Here is a 15952-nt window from a genome sequence, read left to right on the forward strand (position 1 = left end):
TGAGTTCATATTTCAAAAGGCAATATGCTGGACCGTGTGAGCCAGCTCCCCAAGGCGGCGGTCTTCGCCCCGGTCGACGATGGTTCCGGCCGGGTGGAGGTCGTGGTGCGCCGGCTGGCCGAGGCGATCGCGCTCGGCCTCATCGCCGACGGCGACCAGCTCCCCGCCGAGCTGGAGCTGGCCAACGCGCTCAAGGTCTCCACCGTGACGCTGCGCGCGGCCCTGGCCGCCCTGCGCGAGCGCGGGCTGGTCGAGACCCGCAGGGGGCGCGGCGGCGGCACGTTCGTGCTCGCGCCCGCCAACCCGTCCACCGCCCGGCTGCGCCGCCGCCTGCGGGAGCTCAGCACCTCGGAGCTGCGCGAGATCGGCGACTACCGCTCCGCGATCGCGGGCACCGCCGCCCGGCTGGCCGCCCTGCGGGCCTCCGCCGACAACGTCGCGCGCCTGCGCCAGGTCCTCGGCCGCCTCGACGCCGCGACCTCCGTCGGCGACCGCCGCCGCGCCGACGGCCGCTTCCACATCGAGGTCGCCGCCGCCGCCCAGTCCGTACGGCTGACGCGCGCCGAGATCGACATCCAGGCCGAGGTGGGCGAGCTGCTCTGGCTCCCGTACGGGGAGGCCGTCGACCCGCGGGAGGTGGTGCGCAGCCACACACAGGTGATCGACGCCATCGAGGCCCGCGACCCGGCCCGGGCCAGGGCGCTGACCGAGGAGCACCTCGACAAAGGGATAGAGCGTCTGATGGAGTTCCATTGGCGGCTCGTCGCATCCGGGTGAGGAGGCAACGATGAGCGATCGGCACGTCGATCAGGTAGCCGACCGGGTCCACACGATCGTCGCGGACGTCTTCCGCTCGCTGGACCACGTCCTGGCGAGCGTCGTGGCCTGCTATCGCGCCTCCGGCTCGTTCGCCTGCGCCGACCTGGCCGCCGTCCGGCCGGAGATCTTCGACTGCCTGAGCAGGACACACGAGGTGGTGGCGGGAGCAGGTGTCATCATGGCGCCCGGCGTGCTGGCCGACCGCCGGCGGTGGCTGGAGTGGTGGCAGGCGCCGCCCGAGCAGGACCCGGTCTTCCTGAACGTGGACCTCGACCCCGACAGCCTCGACTACTACGACTACACGGCCGCCGAATGGTTCGCCGTGCCCGAGCGCACCCGCCGCCGCCACGCCGTGGGCCCGTACGTCGACTACGGCGGCACCGACACGTACATGCTGACGTTCACCGTGCCCGCCGAGGTGGACGGCCGCTTCCTCGGCGTGGTGGGGGCCGACGTGCGGGCGGCCAGGTTCGAGGCGCTGCTGCTCGGCGTGCTGGCCGCGAGTCCCACGCAGATCACGCTGGTGAACGGCGAGGACCGGGTGGTGGCGACCAACTCGCCGCGGTTGCCGGCCGGCTCCCTGCTGCCGGACCCGGGCTCGGACCGGCTCCCGCTGCCCGAGCTGCCCTGGAGCATCGTCACCGGCGCCCGCAGGGCGACGGTGCTGTCCGCCTGAGGGCGAGGGCGTCTATCGGCGGGCGGCGCGGACGGCCAGCCAGCGCGCCATCGCGCGGACGCCGTGGCCGATGGCCCGCTCGTCGGGGTTGAAGGCGCCGAAGTGCGGATAGCCCGTGGTGATGGGGGCGCCCGGCGCCATGACGCCGAGGAATGTGTAGGTGCCGGGAATCCGGTCAAGGAACAGCGCGAAGTCCTCGCCGCTGAACGGGACCGCGGCCTGGATCGTACGCACCCGGTCGGGGCCGATGGTCTGCTCCAGGTGCCGCTTGAGCACGTGGCCCTCCCACTCGGGGCAGAGCATGGCGGGGTACGGGTCCTTCGGGAACACCGGGGTGCCGCCGTGTGATCGCGCGAGCCGGCCGATGTCCGCGCGGACGTCCTCGTACCGATCCTCCGGCCAGCAGCGGTAGGACATCCGGACCTCGGCCCCGCCGGTCGTGTCGGCCGTCTGGACCTGCATGAAGACGAACGTGGACAGCGGCCCGTCCGGGGTCAGGAGGTCGGCCACGAACCGTTCGAGCGCTTCGGGGGTGGACGGCGGGGACACCGTGCCGAGCGCGCCGATCGCGGCGGCGAGCCGCTGCGCCCGCGCCGTCGCGTCGGGACCCGTGAGCGTGATGACGCCGTGGTCCTGGCCGGGAAGCCCGAACCCGGGCGTGACGACGAATTCGCCGACCGGGAAGGGGCCGCAGTGCAGGGCATGGATCTCCGTGGGCCGGGTGCGGGCGAGCACGCCGTCGTCGAGCATCGCGGCGGCGCCGGACAGCGCCTCCTCGGCGGGCTGGAAGACGAACACGAAGGTGCCGGCCAGCCGGTCGCGCAAGTGTGCCAGCACCTCCGCGACCCCCACGCCCACGGCCGTGTGCACGTCGTGCCCGCACAGATGAGCCACCTGGGTGCCCCCGCTCAGCTGGTCCTCCGGCGGCACCGCGTCGATGTCCGCCCGGTAGGCGACCGTACGGCCGCGACGAGCGGCTTCGAGCACTCCGACGACGCCATGCCCGCCGACACCGGTGGTGACGTCGAGACCGGCCGCGCGCAGCCGCCGCGCGACCACCTCGGCGGTCCGCCGCTCCTGCCCCGGGAGCTCGGGATGCCGGTGGAGGTCGCGGCGCAACGCGATCAGGTCACGGTCCAGCTGGGCGGCCACCGCGTCCACCGGGTCCCCCTCGCTCGGCATGCCGCCGGCATACGCCGCCCGGGCCGGCCCCAGCGCGTCTCCCGCGACGCCCGCCACGGCGCCACCCAGTACGGCGCGCCGGCTGACCGTGCGATCTCCTGAATCGAACAAGGTCCCTCCAACCACCCGAATGCGTCCGGTCGATAACGACCTTGCCGCACCCGACGATGGCGCGCATTGAAGCCCACCCGCTCTTCGGCGGTGGGGTGGGCCCTACCGCATGATGTCGTGGTGAGGTGGATAGGTCCGTAACGCGGCTCGGGGGGCGGGGTTCATTCCGGTTCGGGGGCGTGCGGTTCTGCCGGGTCATCCGGTCCGTCCATCGGGATCACGGTCCGGAGCAGGGAGAGGAGCTCTTCCTTGGTGGTACCGGCGAGGTGGGGCAGGGTTCCGGCGTGGCGGCCCAGGATCACCCCGATGAACACGGCGGTGAGCAGTTCGGCCCGCAGCTCCGGCCGTTCCTCGCCCCGCTCGGCGAGTCGCGCGCTCAGTGGCGCGATGACCCTCCGGTTCAGCTCCGCCATGGCCATGGTCTGCGCGGCGGAGTCGGCGGAGGGGCGGAGGGCCGCCTGGAAGATCGGGCCGGGACCGCGCTGCACGACGCGCTCCAGCAGGCCCGACAGCCGCTCGTCGTCGGTGAGCGGGGTGAAGGTGTCCGAGTCCTCCTGCGAGCGGAGTACGGCGATGTAGAGCTGCGACTTCCCGCCGAAGTACCGGGCGATCAGCGCGGGGTCCACCCCGGCGCGCTCGCCGATGTCGCGGGCCGTGGTGCGGTCGTAGCCCCGGTCGGCGAACAACTCGCTCGCCGCGCGGAGCAGCAGTTCACGGCTGGCCGCGGAGTCGCGACGGCGGGAGGGCTTCGCTTTGGTCATGGATCAATCCTCGGGCCTGCCGGACGCGGTCACCCGCAGGGCACATGCGGTGCGGGCTCGGTGTTCCCGCCCGCCCGGCTTTGGGCGGAGGGCGCCGTCCCGGCCCGCAGCCGGGGCAGGACGATGCTCGCCACCACGGTGAGGACCGACACGCCGCCCCCGAGGAGTGCCGCGTGGGTGTATCCGGCGGCGACGGGGAACGGCTGTCCGGGGCCCGTGGCCGCTTCCAGTACGGCGCCGCTCATCGCGCTGCCCACGGCGTAACCCACGTACCGGATGACCTGGTGGAAGCTCGTGGCGCTGCCGGTCTCGTGCGCGGGCACCGAGCCGACGATCAGTCCCGGGAGCACCGCGAAGATCGCGCCGACGCCGAGGCCCGCCAGGGCCATGACCGTCAGGACCTCCCCCATGCCGGTCGTGGCGCAGGCGAACAGCACGGAGGCCGCCAGCACCAGGACCGCGCCCGTGGCCAGCACCACGGAGGACGACACCGTGGTGGCCACGGACCGGGTCAGGCGGGTGGCGAGGGCGCTGGCGGCCGAGAAGGGCAGCAGCGTCAGCCCGGCCACCACGACGGTGGCGCCGAGTCCGTATCCGGTGCTGCTCGGCGTCTGCACGAAACGTGTCGTCAGCGAGATCAGCACGTACATGCCCACGCCCGCCAGCAGCACGATCACGTCCGCCGTGAGGACGCCCCGCCGGGTCAGCAGGCGCAGGTCGACGAGCGGATGCCGGCGGCGCGACTCCAGGAGCACCCATCCGGCCAGGGTCACGAGCGACGCCGCCACGACGAGGATCACGGCGGGGGAGGTCCATCCCCAGCGGCCTCCCTCGCTGAGGGCGAGGAGGAGCCCCGACAGCGCCGCGCCGAGCAGGACCACGCCGGGGAAGTCGATGGGGGTACGGGGCCGGTTCGCGGCGCTGGGCACGACGAGGACGGCGATGAGCAGGCCGGCCGCGCTGACCGCGGCACCGAACCAGAAGGCCGCGTGCAGGCCGCCGTGGAGGGCGACGAGCCCGGTGATCGGATAGCCGAGCCCGATGCCCGCGGCCGTGGTGACCGAGAGCTTCGCCGCGGCCGGCGGCACCCGCTCCGGCGGCAACGCGTCCCGGACCACGGCGATCCCCAGCGGCGTGAGGGCGAGCCCGATGCCCTGCAATCCCCTGCCCACCAGGAGGAGGGGGAAGCCGAGGGGAAGCGCCGCCAGCACCGACCCCAGGGTGACGGCGGCGAGGATGCCGATGATCACCTGACGTCGGTGCGGCCCGTCGCCGAGCCGGCCCAGCAACGGTGTCGCCGGCGCGCTGACCAGGAACGTGATCGTCAGCGACCACTGCGCGACGTTGGGCGAGACATCGTACGTCTCCGCGATCGTGGGGATGAGCGAGGCCCCGAGGCTGCTGACGACGGCCACGACCATGCCCAGGAACACCAGCCCGGGGACGAGAAGCCGACCGGCCTCCCGCTGAGCCCCCCGATTCCGCCGCATGCCGCCCGCCCCTCATGTCATCAGCCGATGTCATCAATAGAAGACATCAGACGATGACATCGGCGTCATCCCATGTCAAGCGGGACCGGACAGGCAAGAAACCCGCCGGGGACGTCAGGAGCCGGCGCTCCTGACCGCGAGGGGGTCGGCGGGGGCGTCGGCCTTGGCCTTGGCCATACGCTCGCCGAGCTCCTGCAGCTCGTTGCGGCCCATCGCCGCGCGGACCAGCGGGAACCAGTCCTTCTCCTCCTCCTCGACGTGGTGCCGGACGTTCTCGATCAGCACCGTCACCTTCGCGACGAAGCGCTCGTCGGCGGGGTCGAGGTCCTTGAGCTCCGACAGCATCCAGACGACGACGTGGTGCTCCTCGACGCTCTCCAGCACGTGGTCGCCCGTCTCGGGGACCTTGGCGCGCGCCGCCGGGTAGAAGATCTCCTCCTCGATGTAGGCGTGGGTGACGAGCTCCTTGGTGATCGTGTCCACCAGCTTGCGCTTCTCGACGTGAGCTCCTTCGCCGGCCTTCTCGAAGCGCTTGAACAGCGCCTCGACGGTCTTGTGGTCTTCCTTGAGCAGCACGATGGCGTCCATGTCGTCCTTTTCCTCCGTCGGGGGTGCGCCTGAGGCGTCAGGGACGCCGACTGCCCCGATGTGCTGGGATAAAACGACGGGCCCCGGGATAGGACAGGGGCCATGGCAAGGTTTGCGCTGGTCGTCATCGACATGCTCAATCCGTACGAGCACCAGGACGCCGAGCGGCTCGGCCGGCGGGTGGCGGGGATCACCGGCCCGCTGGCGGGTCTGGTCGCGCGTGCCCGCGAGCGTGACGACGTCGAACTGGTGTACGTCAACGACAACTACGGCGACTTCGCCGCCGATCGGCACGAGATCGAGGAGCGGGCGCTGAAGGGCAGGCGGCCGGACCTGGTGGAGCCGATCCTGCCGCCGCCCGAGTGCGCGTTCCTGTCGAAGGTGCGCCACAGCGCGTTCTTCGGCACCGCCCTGGAATACCTGCTGTCCCAGACGCGGGTGGAGACCGTCGTGCTGACCGGGCAGGTGACGGAGCAGTGCGTGCTCTACAGCGCGCTGGACGCGTACGTGCGCCACTACGCCCTGGTCGTGCCGCCCGACTGCGTGGCGGCCATCCACGAGGACCTCGGCCAGGCGGCGCTGCGCATGATGGAGCGCAACATGTCCGCCCACCTCACCCTGTCAGGTGACTGCCTCACCCGGTGAGGTCAGAGCACGCTGGAGAGGAACGCCCTGGTACGCGGCTGCTTGCAGTCGGCCAGCAGCTCGGCGGGGGCGCCCTGCTCGACGACCACGCCCTCGTCGAAGAAGGTCAGCGTGTCACCGACCTCGCGGGCGAAGCCGATCTCGTGGGTCACCACGACCATGGTCATGCCGTCGAGGGCGAGCTTCTTCATCACCTCCAGCACCTCGTCGACCAGCTCCGGGTCGAGCGCGGAGGTCGGCTCGTCGAAGAGCATGAGCGTGGGGTTCATGGCCAGCGCCCTGGCGATCGCGACCCGCTGCTGCTGCCCGCCGGAGAGCTGGTGCGGGCGCTTGTGCGCGTGGTCGGCGAGCCCCACCTGGGCCAGTTGCTCCATGGCCAGCTCGCGGGCCTTGTCGCCGGGGACGCCGCCGACGTGGATGGGCGCGCAGGCGACGTTCTCCAGCGCGCTCTGGTGCGCGAACAGGTTGAACCGCTGGAACACCATGCCGATCCGGGTGCGGAAGGCCGCGAACTCCTTCGGCGTCCAGGCATGGTATTTGCCGTCGCGCAGGGAGTAGCCGACCTGCTCGCCGAGCACCCGCAGGCTGCCGCCGAGCACCGGCTCCAGGCCGTTCACGCAGCGCAGGAACGTGGACTTGCCCGACCCCGACGGGCCGATGATGCAGCTCACCTCGCCGGGGGCGACGCTGAAGTCCACGCCGTGCAGCACCTGGGTGTCGCCGTAGCTCATGCGGACGTCGCTGGCCAGTACGACCGGTTCGTCGTTCATCGGGTCCCCTCCGGCTTCGGCTGGCGCGGCAGCACCCGGGCGGCCAGGCCGCCGCCGCGCACCAGTCGTACGGCGTCGGAGCCGAACCGCCGCTCCAGCCTGCCCTGCAGGACGGTGGCGACGGCGGTCATGAGCATGTACCACAGGCTCGCGACGATGAGCAGTTCCATGATCAGGTTGTTGGACTTGTAGATCTGGCTGGCGTTGGTCATCAGGTCGTGCCCGGCGACGACGTAGACCAGTGAGGTGGTCTTCAGCATGGAGATGAACTCGTTGCCGGTGGGCGGGATGATGATCCGCAGCGCCTGCGGCAGCACGATCACCCGCATCCGCTTGCCCGGCGTCATGCCGAGCGCGTACGCGGCCTCGGTCTGGCCCCGGTCCACCGCCTGGATCCCGGCGCGGACGGTCTCGGCGAAGTACGCCGCGAGATTGAGCCCGAGCCCGAGCATCGCCGAGGTGAAGCCGGTCATCACCTGGTTGGTGTCCCACTTCAGGCCGATCATCGTGAACGGGATCTTCAGGATCAGCTCGGGGAACAGGAATGCCAGGTTGTACCAGAAGATGAGCTGCACCAGGACGGGCGTGCCACGGAAGAACCAGATGTAGAGCGTCGCCAGCCACTGCAGCACCGGGTTGTGCGACAGCCGCATGACGGCGAGGAACACGCCGAGCACCAGGCCGACCACCGTGGCCAGGACCGAGATCTCGATGGTGACCAGGATCCCGCTGAGGATGAGGGGGTCGAACAGGTAGTCCAGGACCGCGCCCCAGTCCAGCCGGGGGTTGGCCACCACGAGGGCGACCAGCCAGCCGCACACGACCAGGGCGATCAGGCCGGCCAGCCAGCGCCCCCAGTGCCAGGTCCGGGCGATCGATATGGGCTTGCCCGAAGGATCGGCGATCGGTTCGGTACGCACTACTGCGCACCGTTGATCAGCGCGGCGTCGATCGCCAGCTTGTCCAGGTCCCAGGCCGCGAGGATCTTGCCGTACTCACCGCTCTGGATGAGCGCGTTGACCGCGTCGCGGACGGCCTCGATCAGCGCCTTGTTGTCCGGGCGCAGCGCGATGCCCCACAGCGCCTCGGTGCCGTCGATGGACAGCGCGTCCACCTGCGTCTTCGGGTCCGACGCCTTGTAGGCGGCGACCACGTAGTCGGTGATGTTGGCCTGCGCGCGGCCGTTGTTGACCTGGAGCAGCGCCTCCTGGTCACCGGCGAACTTGAGCATCTCCAGCCCCTTCTCGCCGTTCTTCTCGCACTCCGCGTCGGTGTTCTCGGCCAGCTCCAGCGACGAGCCGTTGTCGACCACGGAGATCGTCTTGCCGCACAGGTCGGCCGGGGTCTTGATGCCCTCGGGGTTGCCCTTGGCGACCACCATTCCGGCGCCCGCCTTGACGTAGTCGACGAAGCTGACCTTCGTCCGCCGTTCGGGGGTGTCGGACATGGACGACATGAGGATGTCGTAGCGGCCGGTGATGATGCCGGGGATCTGGGAGTTGAACTCCTCGTCGGTGATGGCCAGCTTGACGCCGAGCTTGCGGGCGATGGCCCGGCCCAGCGACGGGTCGAGGCCGACCGCGGTCTTCCCGTCGGAGCCGATCATGTTCATCGGGGGGTAGCCGAGCGAGCTGGTCATCTTCAGGCCGCCGGACTGGATGTCCGCGGGCAGCTTGGCGGTCAGCGCGGGGTCCGGCTGGATGGCGTTGATCACCGCGGCCGCCTTGTCGTCGGCGGGCGCCTGATCGAGTACGGCCGGGGCCGCGCTCTTGCCCGCCGGGGCGGACGGGTCGGCACTGAGCGACTGGGCACCGCATGCCGTACCGGCGAGGGAGGCGAGAAGCAGGGGGATGACGATCCGGGTCTTCAAGGTGGGGGCTCCTTTTAGGATCGTTGCCAGCGGATCTCGCCACCGACGACGCTGGTCAAGACCTTCGTGTGAGGGATGGAGTCGATGTCTGCGGTGAAGGGGTCGGTGTCCACGGCGATCAGGTCGGCGAGCCGCCCGGGCGTGAGCACGCCCTTGCGGCCCTCCTCCCCCGCCGCGTAGGCGGACCCCAGGGTGTGCGCGATCAGCGCCTCGCCGACGCTGAGCCGCTGCTCCGGCTGCCAGCCGCCGGGCGGCGTGCCGTCCGTCCGGGTACGGGTCACCGCGGCGTGCAGCGCGACGAACGGGTTGGGGTGCTCGACCGGCGCGTCGGACCCGAAGGCCAGCGGGACCCCGGCGTTCAGCATCGTGCGCCAGGCGTAGGAGGCGAGGTCCTGGCCGGCGAGCAGGGTGGACACCAGGTCCATGTCGCTCGTGCAGTGGACCGGCTGCATGGAGGCGACGACGCCGAGCCGGGCCATCCTGGTGATGTCCGCCCGGCGTACGTGCTGGGCGTGCTCGATGCGGTAGCGCAGGCCCGCGGGCCGCCCGGCCTGCTCGTAGGCGTCGATGACCAGCCGGTTGGCCTGGTCGCCGATGGCGTGCGTGGCCACCGCGATCCCCGCGGCCGAGGCGGTGCGGATCAGCTTCACCAGGTCGTCGTACGGCGTGACGGCGATGCCGTGGTTGCCCTCGTCGCCGGCGAACCCGTCGATCATGTGGCAGGTGTGCGAGCCGAGCGCCCCGTCGCTGAACAGCTTCACCGGGCCGGTACGGAACCAGTCGTCCCCGTCCCCGGTGCGGCGGCCCTCGTCGATCGCGGCCTCCAGGTGGTCGACCGGGATCGCCTTGTGCACCCGCAGCTTCAGCGCCCCCTCGTCCCGCAGCCGCAGGTAGGCGTCGCGGCAGTCCTCGCCGTCGATGTCGTGCACGCTGGTCAGGCCGAGCGCCAGCAGGTCCTCCTGGGCCGCGCGCAGTTCGGCCACCAGGTCGCCTTCCGCGCCCAGCGCCCGCAGCGGGTAGGAGGCCGACTCGCGCAGGATGCCGGTCGGCTCGCCGTGCTCGTCCCTGACGATCTGGCCGCCGACCGGGTCGGGGGTGGTCCGGTCAATGCCGATGAGCTCCAGTGCCCGCGAGTTGGCCCATACGGTGTGGCCGTCCACGCTGGGCAGCGCGGCGGGCCGGTCGGGGCAGACGGAGTCGAGCGCGTACCGGTCGGGCTGGACCGGGCGGTCCCATACGTTGCTGTTCCACCGCCCGCCGGACAGCCACGCGCCGGGCGCGAGCCGGGCGGCGTGCTCGGCGATCGCGGCCAGCGCCTCCTCCAGGGAGCGGGCCCGGCGCAGGTCCACCTGACTGAGCTCGCGGGCGTAGTTGGCGGTGTGGATGTGGGCGTCGTAGAGGCCGGGGATGACCGCCGCGCCGTCCAGGTCCACCAGCTCTGCGCCGCCGCCGACCGCGGCGCGCACCTCCGCCTCGGTGCCGACCGCGACGATCTCCGCGCCGTCCGCGGCCAGTGCCTCGGCGGGCGGATGTTGCAGGTCACCGGTGTGGATCCGGGCGTTCCTGAAGACGCGAATCGTCATACCAGCCTCTCGATCAAATGGTGGGAACACTGTAAGACGCCCGCACTAGAGTCTGAAGGCGGTGATATACGACATTTCATACCTCTGAGGTGAAGCAACTCTTATGCTCAAGCCGGAACATCTGAGGACGCTGACCGAGGTGATCCAGCGCGGGTCCTTCGCCGCCGCGGCCAACCGGCTCGGGTACACCGCCTCCGCGGTCTCCCAGCAGATGGCCATCCTGGAGCGCAAGACCGGTGTGCGCCTGTTCCACCGGTCGGCCCGCAGGGTGCTGCCGACCAGCGCTGCGGAGGTGATGGCGCGGCACGCCGCGATCGTCCTGGCCGACATGGACCGGCTGATCGCCGCCGTCGAACGGACGCACAGGAACACCAAGCAGGAGATCCGGCTCGGGGTCTTCCCGAGCTTCGGCCTGAACGTGCTCCCGGGCCTGCTGCGGGAGATGGAGCCGGAGGATCGCGCGGAGTTCAAGGTGTCGGTGGCCGAGCCGTCGCAGCTCATCCCCGGTCTCGGCGTCGGCGGGGAGCTGGACGCGGCGATCGTCTACCAGGTGGGCAACTCCGGGCTGTCCTGGCCGTCCTCGGTGCAGCGGCGGTGGATCGCCGAGGACCCCTTCCGGGTCGTCCTGCCCCGGGCCTGGCCCAGCCTCGCCCCGTACGACGTGGAGCAGTTCGTGGACCTGCCGTGGATCATGCACCATCCGGCCAGCAGCGACGCCTCCGTCCTGGACGGGGTGCTGAACCGGTGGAACCTGCACCCGCGCGTGGTCGCCCACTCCGACGACTTCAGCGCGACGCTGGCGATGGTGGGCGCGTCCCTGGGCGCGGCGCTCGTTCCCGAACTGGCGCTGCGCGGGCGGCCCGAGGACGTCGTCGTGGTCGACGCCCCCTGGCTGAACGTCAGCCGCAGCATCTTCGCCCTCTACCTTCCCGACCGCGAAACGGCCCGCCTCCGCCTGCTCTTCGACGCCCTCACCGCCACCTGCGCCTGACGTGCCCCGCACACCACGCCGCCCGGCTCGCGCGGTACCCGGCGCGCGAGCGAGGAGCGGGCGCGATGGGCTGTCGGCCGGAGGGCGGCGGAGGTGGGCGAACGTGTTTGTGGTAGACCTTGCATGATGCGGCGGCCGGGCGGCGTGGTCGGCTCGGTCTTTGTGGGGTTCCCACAACGCAATAGCTCTGCCATGCGCGATGCGGGACATTGGTGTACCAGGCGCCGATCTAGCAGGGTATAGACAGGTGCAGGCGACGTTCCGAGACCCGGACGTCGCCTGCTGTGCTTCGGGTAGTGGGGAGGCTCAACCGGTGTTCAATCGTGTCGCCATCGTCAACCGTGGTGAGGCCGCGATGCGGCTCATCCACGCCGTAGGGGATCTTTCGGCGGAGACGGGGGCGCGGATCGAGACGGTCGCCCTCTACACCGACGCCGACCGCGACGCGACCTTCGTGCGCGCCGCCGACATCGCCTATCCGCTGGGCCCCGCCTCGGCCCGCCCGTACCTCGACCACGCCGTCCTGGAGCGGGCGCTACGGGAGACCGGGGCCGACGCGGCGTGGGTCGGCTGGGGATTCGTCGCCGAGGACCCGGCGTTCGCGGAGCTGTGCGAGAAGATCGGCGTCACCTTCGTCGGGCCGAGCGCCGAGGCGATGCGCAAGCTCGGCGACAAGATCGGCGCCAAGCTCATCGCCGAGGAGGTAGGTGTCCCGGTCGCGCCGTGGAGCCGCGGCGAGGTCGCCACCCTGGAGGACGCGCTGCGGGCCGGCGCGAAGATCGGCTATCCGCTGATGCTCAAGGCCACCGCGGGCGGCGGCGGGCGCGGCATCCGCATGGTCGCCTCGGAGGAGGAGCTGGCCGACGCCTTCGAGCGCACCAGCCAGGAGGCGCTGCGCGCGTTCGGCTCCGGCGTGGTGTTCCTGGAGCGCCTGGTCACCGGCGCCCGGCACGTCGAGGTCCAGGTCATCGCCGACGGGCAGGGCACCGCGTGGGCGCTGGGCGTACGGGACTGCTCGGTGCAGCGGCGCAACCAGAAGATCATCGAGGAGTCCGCCTCCCCCGTCCTGTCGATCGAGCAGACCGCCGAGCTGAAGGCGTCCGCCGAGCGGCTGGCCGTGGCCGTCGGCTACCGAGGCGCCTGCACCGTCGAGTTCCTCTACCACCCCGGCGAGAAGCTGTTCGCCTTCCTTGAGGTCAACACCCGGCTGCAGGTCGAGCACCCGATCACCGAGATCACCACCGGCACCGACCTGGTCCGGCTTCAACTGCACGTGGCCGCCGGCGGCAGGCTCGAAGGCCCCCAGCCCGGCGAGAGCGGCCACGCCATCGAGGCCCGGCTCAACGCCGAGGACCCCGACCGCGACTTCGCGCCCGCCCCGGGCCGCATCGCGCGCCTGGTGCTGCCCGCCGGCCCCGGCATCCGGGTGGACACCGGCGTCAGCGAGGGCGACACCATCCCGGCCGACTTCGACTCGATGATCGCGAAGATCATCGCCTACGGCCGCGACCGCGAGCAGGCCCTGGGCCGGCTGCGCCGCGCGATGGCCGGGACGACGGTGCTCATCGAGGGCGGCGCCACCAACAAGAGCTTCGTGCTCGACCTGCTCGACCAGCCCGAGGTCATCGACGCGAGCGCCGACACCGGCTGGATCGACCGCGTACGCGCCCAGGGCCGGCTGGTCAGCCACCGGCACTCCGCGGTCGCCCTGGCCGCCGCCGCGATCGAGGCCTACCAGGACGAGGAGGCGGTCAGCCGGCAGCGGCTGCTGTCCACCGCGTACGGCGGCCGTCCCCAAGTGCACCACAGCTTCGGCCGCCCGCTGGACCTCAAGCTCCGCGGCGTCGGCTACCGGGTGAGCGTGGCCCGGGTCGGGCCCAAGCGGTTCCGGGTCGGCGTGTCCGGCGGCGGTGACGTGCACCCGGCGGATGTCGAGGTGGAGCGGTTCGACGCGCACAGCGGCCAGATCGTGGTCAACGGGCACCGGTTCAGGCTGGTATCGGCCACCCGCGGGCCGATCCACCTGGTCGAGGTCGACGGCGTGACCCACCGGATCAGCCGCGACGAGGGCGGCGTCGTCCGTTCCCCCGCGCCCGCGCTGGTGGTCGCGATCCCGGTGTCGGCCGGCGACGAGGTCGAGTCGGGCGCGCCGATCCTGGTGCTGGAAAGCATGAAGATGGAGACGGTGCTGCGGGCGCCGTTCCGCGCCCGCGTACGCGAGCTCCCGGTGTCGGTGGGCAGCCAGGTCGAGACCGGCGCGCCGCTGATGCGGCTGGAGCCGCTGCTCGACGAGGGCGCCGAGGAGGCGGAGTCGGCCGGCGAGAGCGTCGAGATCGAGCTGCCCGCGGAGCCCGCGGGGACCTCCGCCGCCGAGCGCGTCGAGCGCGGGCTGCAGGACCTGCGCAGCCTGCTGCTCGGCTTCGACGCCGACCCGCACGACCGCAAGCGGGTGCTCTCGTCCTACCTGGCCGCCCGCGCCGAGCTGGACCCGCAGCCGATCGAGGGCGAGCTGGAGCTGCTCACGGTGTTCGCCGCCCTGTCGGAGCTGAGCCGCAACAAGCCGGGCGGCGAGATCGACCTGGAGCCGGGCAGCCCGGTGCACAGCCCGCGCGAATATCTGCACAGCTATCTGCAGAGCCTCGACGTCGACCGGGCCGGCGTCACCGAGAGCTTCCAGGCCAACCTCACCAAGGTCCTCGCCTACTACGGCGTCACCGACCTCGACCGCACGCCGGAGCTGGAGGCGGCGGTCTTCCGGATCTTCCTGGCTCAGCAGCAGGTGAGCAGCGGCGTCGCGATCGTGTCGGAGGTGCTGCGCCAGTGGCTGGCCGGCGCGCCGCCGCACGAGGCGCTCGGCGAGCGTGCAGGGCTCGCCCTGGAGCACCTGGTCGAGGCCACGCAGGTGCGCTTCCCCGCGGTGTCCGACCTGGCCCGCGGCGTCGTGTTCCGCTGGTTCACCCAGCCGCTGCTGCGCCGCAACCGCGCCAAGGTCTACGCCGCCGTACGCGACGATCTGCGTTACCTGGACGCCCACCCGGACGCGCCGGACCGCGCCGAGCGGATCCAGGCCATGGTGGCCAGCGCCGAGCCGCTGGTCCGGCTGCTCGGCCAGCGGATCGGCCGGCACGGGCGGGACCACGCGCCGATGCTGGAGGTGCTGACCCGCCGCTACTACGGCAACCGCGGGCTGTCCGAGGTCACCGCGCGGGAGATCGCGGGCTGCCAGTTCGTCACCGCCGAGCGCACCGGTCCGGACGGCGTGACCCGCGTGGCCGCCAGCGCCGTGGACATCGCCGCCCTGCCCGACGCCATCGACGGCATCGGCGAACTCGCCGCCGGCGTCGCCGAGGGCGGGCTGGTCGCCGACCTCTACGTCACGTGGGAGGACCAGCCGGACGACGACGCGATCGCGGCGCGGCTGGGCCGGCTGCTCGCCGAGCGCCCGCAGGCCGCGGGCGTCCGCCGGATCACCACCACCGTCGTCGGCACCAGCGGCGCCGTGATGCACCACCACTTCACCTTCCGGCCCGACGGAGCCCACGGCGCGGGCTTCGCCGAGGACCGGCTGCTCCGCGGCCTGCACCCGCAGATCGCCGAGCGCCTCCAACTGCAGCGGCTGCGCGAGTTCGACCTCACCCGGCTGCCGTCCGTGGACGAGGAGATCTACCTGTTCAAGGCCGTGGCGCGGAGCAACCCGTCCGACGAGCGGCTCATCGCGATGGGCCAGGTCCGCGACCTGACGCCGCTGCGCGAGGCCGACGGCAGGCTGGTCGCGCTGCCCACGGTCGAGGACGCGATCACCGCGGGCCTGGACGCCATCCGCAACATCCAGGTGCAGCGGCCGCAGAACAAGCGGTACGACACCAACCGGATCATGATGTACGTCTGGCCGTCCACCGAGATGTCGCACGAGGAGCTGAACGCCCTGGTCCAGCGGGTCCTGCCGACCACGGCGGGCGCGGGGCTGGAGGAGGTCCAGTTCGTGGCCCGCCGGCGCACCTCCTCCGGCGAGCTGAGCGAGGTCGCCGTGCGCATCACTTTGGACCCGGGCCACGGCGCCCGGCTCCACGTCGAGAAGCCGTCGACGACGCCGGTGCAGCCGCTGGACGACTACCGCCAGAAGGTGCTGCGGGCCGCCCGGCGCGGCAACGTCTACCCGTACGAGCTGACCGGCCTGCTCGCTGGGCCGGAGGGCGGCTTCGTCGAGCACGATCTCGACGAGCACGGCACGCTCGTGCCGGTGGATCGGCCGAAGGGCAAGAACACCGCGGCGATCGTGGCGGGCGTCGTCACGACGCCGACCGAGCGGCACCCCGAGGGCATCACCCGCGTCGTCCTGCTCGGCGACCCGACGAAGGCGCTGGGCGCGCTGTCGGAGCCGGAGTGCTCGCGGGTGATCGCGGCCCTCGACCTCGCCGAGCGGATGCGGGTCCCGCTGGAGTGGTTCGCGCTCTCGGCGGGCGCGC

13 protein-coding genes are annotated in these 15952 nt (G+C 71.8%); 5 read left to right on the top strand and 8 right to left on the bottom strand.

All coding sequences use genetic code 11. From position 1 onward, the window contains the following. Nucleotides 1-36 precede the first annotated feature (36 nt). Together BLS95_RS40030 and BLS95_RS40035 are read left to right on the top strand one after the other, a co-directional pair. Nucleotides 37-777, top strand: coding sequence for a FadR/GntR family transcriptional regulator (locus BLS95_RS40030; RefSeq protein ID WP_245765573.1), 741 nt, complete (start codon nt 37-39; stop codon nt 775-777). A gap of 10 nt (nt 778-787) precedes the next feature. Next, the gene (locus BLS95_RS40035; RefSeq protein ID WP_090944278.1) at nt 788-1495 is read left to right on the top strand and encodes a PDC sensor domain-containing protein; all 708 of its coding nucleotides are present in this window, start codon (nt 788-790) and stop codon (nt 1493-1495) included. Nucleotides 1496-1507: 12 nt separating this feature from the next. Here BLS95_RS40035 and BLS95_RS40040 read toward each other — a convergent pair whose 3' ends face one another. The 4 genes from BLS95_RS40040 to BLS95_RS40055 all read right to left on the bottom strand — a co-directional run bounded on the left by BLS95_RS40040 (nt 1508) and on the right by BLS95_RS40055 (nt 5627). Continuing rightward, complete coding sequence (locus BLS95_RS40040; RefSeq protein WP_218136221.1) at nt 1508-2788, bottom strand: M20 metallopeptidase family protein; 1281 nt, start codon at nt 2786-2788, stop codon at nt 1508-1510. A 161-nt stretch (nt 2789-2949) separates the two neighbouring features. Beyond that, entirely contained in the window at nt 2950-3549 is a 600-nt protein-coding gene (locus tag BLS95_RS40045; protein ID WP_090944287.1) for a TetR/AcrR family transcriptional regulator, read from the bottom strand. Between the two features lie 29 nt (nt 3550-3578). Next, entirely contained in the window at nt 3579-5039 is a 1461-nt protein-coding gene (locus tag BLS95_RS40050; protein ID WP_090944290.1) for an MFS transporter, read from the bottom strand. Nucleotides 5040-5153: 114 nt separating this feature from the next. Next, entirely contained in the window at nt 5154-5627 is a 474-nt protein-coding gene (locus tag BLS95_RS40055) for a hemerythrin domain-containing protein (protein WP_090944292.1), read from the bottom strand. Nucleotides 5628-5729: 102 nt separating this feature from the next. Between BLS95_RS40055 and BLS95_RS40060 the strand changes: the two genes are divergently transcribed. Then, complete coding sequence (locus BLS95_RS40060; RefSeq protein WP_090944295.1) at nt 5730-6272, top strand: cysteine hydrolase family protein; 543 nt, start codon at nt 5730-5732, stop codon at nt 6270-6272. Nucleotides 6273-6274: 2 nt separating this feature from the next. Here the strand turns inward: BLS95_RS40060 and BLS95_RS40065 are convergent, their stop codons facing one another. Genes BLS95_RS40065 through BLS95_RS40080 form a run of 4 tightly spaced genes read right to left on the bottom strand, consistent with a single transcriptional unit; the run spans nt 6275 to nt 10495 of the window. Beyond that, nucleotides 6275-7042, bottom strand: coding sequence for an amino acid ABC transporter ATP-binding protein (locus tag BLS95_RS40065; protein ID WP_090944298.1), 768 nt, complete (start codon nt 7040-7042; stop codon nt 6275-6277). Beyond that, a complete protein-coding gene (locus BLS95_RS40070; protein WP_090944300.1) occupies nt 7039-7962 on the bottom strand; it encodes an amino acid ABC transporter permease in 924 nt (307 codons plus the stop codon). The genes BLS95_RS40065 and BLS95_RS40070 overlap by 4 nt, the downstream gene beginning before the upstream one ends. Continuing rightward, a complete protein-coding gene (locus tag BLS95_RS40075; RefSeq protein WP_090944303.1) occupies nt 7962-8912 on the bottom strand; it encodes an ABC transporter substrate-binding protein in 951 nt (316 codons plus the stop codon). The genes BLS95_RS40070 and BLS95_RS40075 overlap by 1 nt, the downstream gene beginning before the upstream one ends. Nucleotides 8913-8926: 14 nt before the next feature. After that, nucleotides 8927-10495, bottom strand: a complete 1569-nt coding sequence (locus BLS95_RS40080; protein WP_090944306.1) for an amidohydrolase — start codon at nt 10493-10495, stop codon at nt 8927-8929. 103 nt (nt 10496-10598) lie between these two features. On the opposite strand from BLS95_RS40080, the gene BLS95_RS40085 reads away from it, so the two are divergent. Both BLS95_RS40085 and BLS95_RS40090 read left to right on the top strand, forming a co-directional pair. Next, nucleotides 10599-11486: a LysR family transcriptional regulator gene (locus tag BLS95_RS40085; protein ID WP_090944309.1), complete on the top strand. Its 888-nt coding sequence runs from the start codon at nt 10599-10601 to the stop codon at nt 11484-11486. A 313-nt stretch (nt 11487-11799) separates the two neighbouring features. Beyond that, the coding region (locus BLS95_RS40090) for an ATP-binding protein (protein WP_090944312.1) at nt 11800-15952 on the top strand (4153 nt) is incomplete at its 3' end.

Source organism: Nonomuraea jiangxiensis, assembly GCF_900099965.1.
GTDB classification, from domain to species: domain Bacteria; phylum Actinomycetota; class Actinomycetes; order Streptosporangiales; family Streptosporangiaceae; genus Nonomuraea; species Nonomuraea jiangxiensis.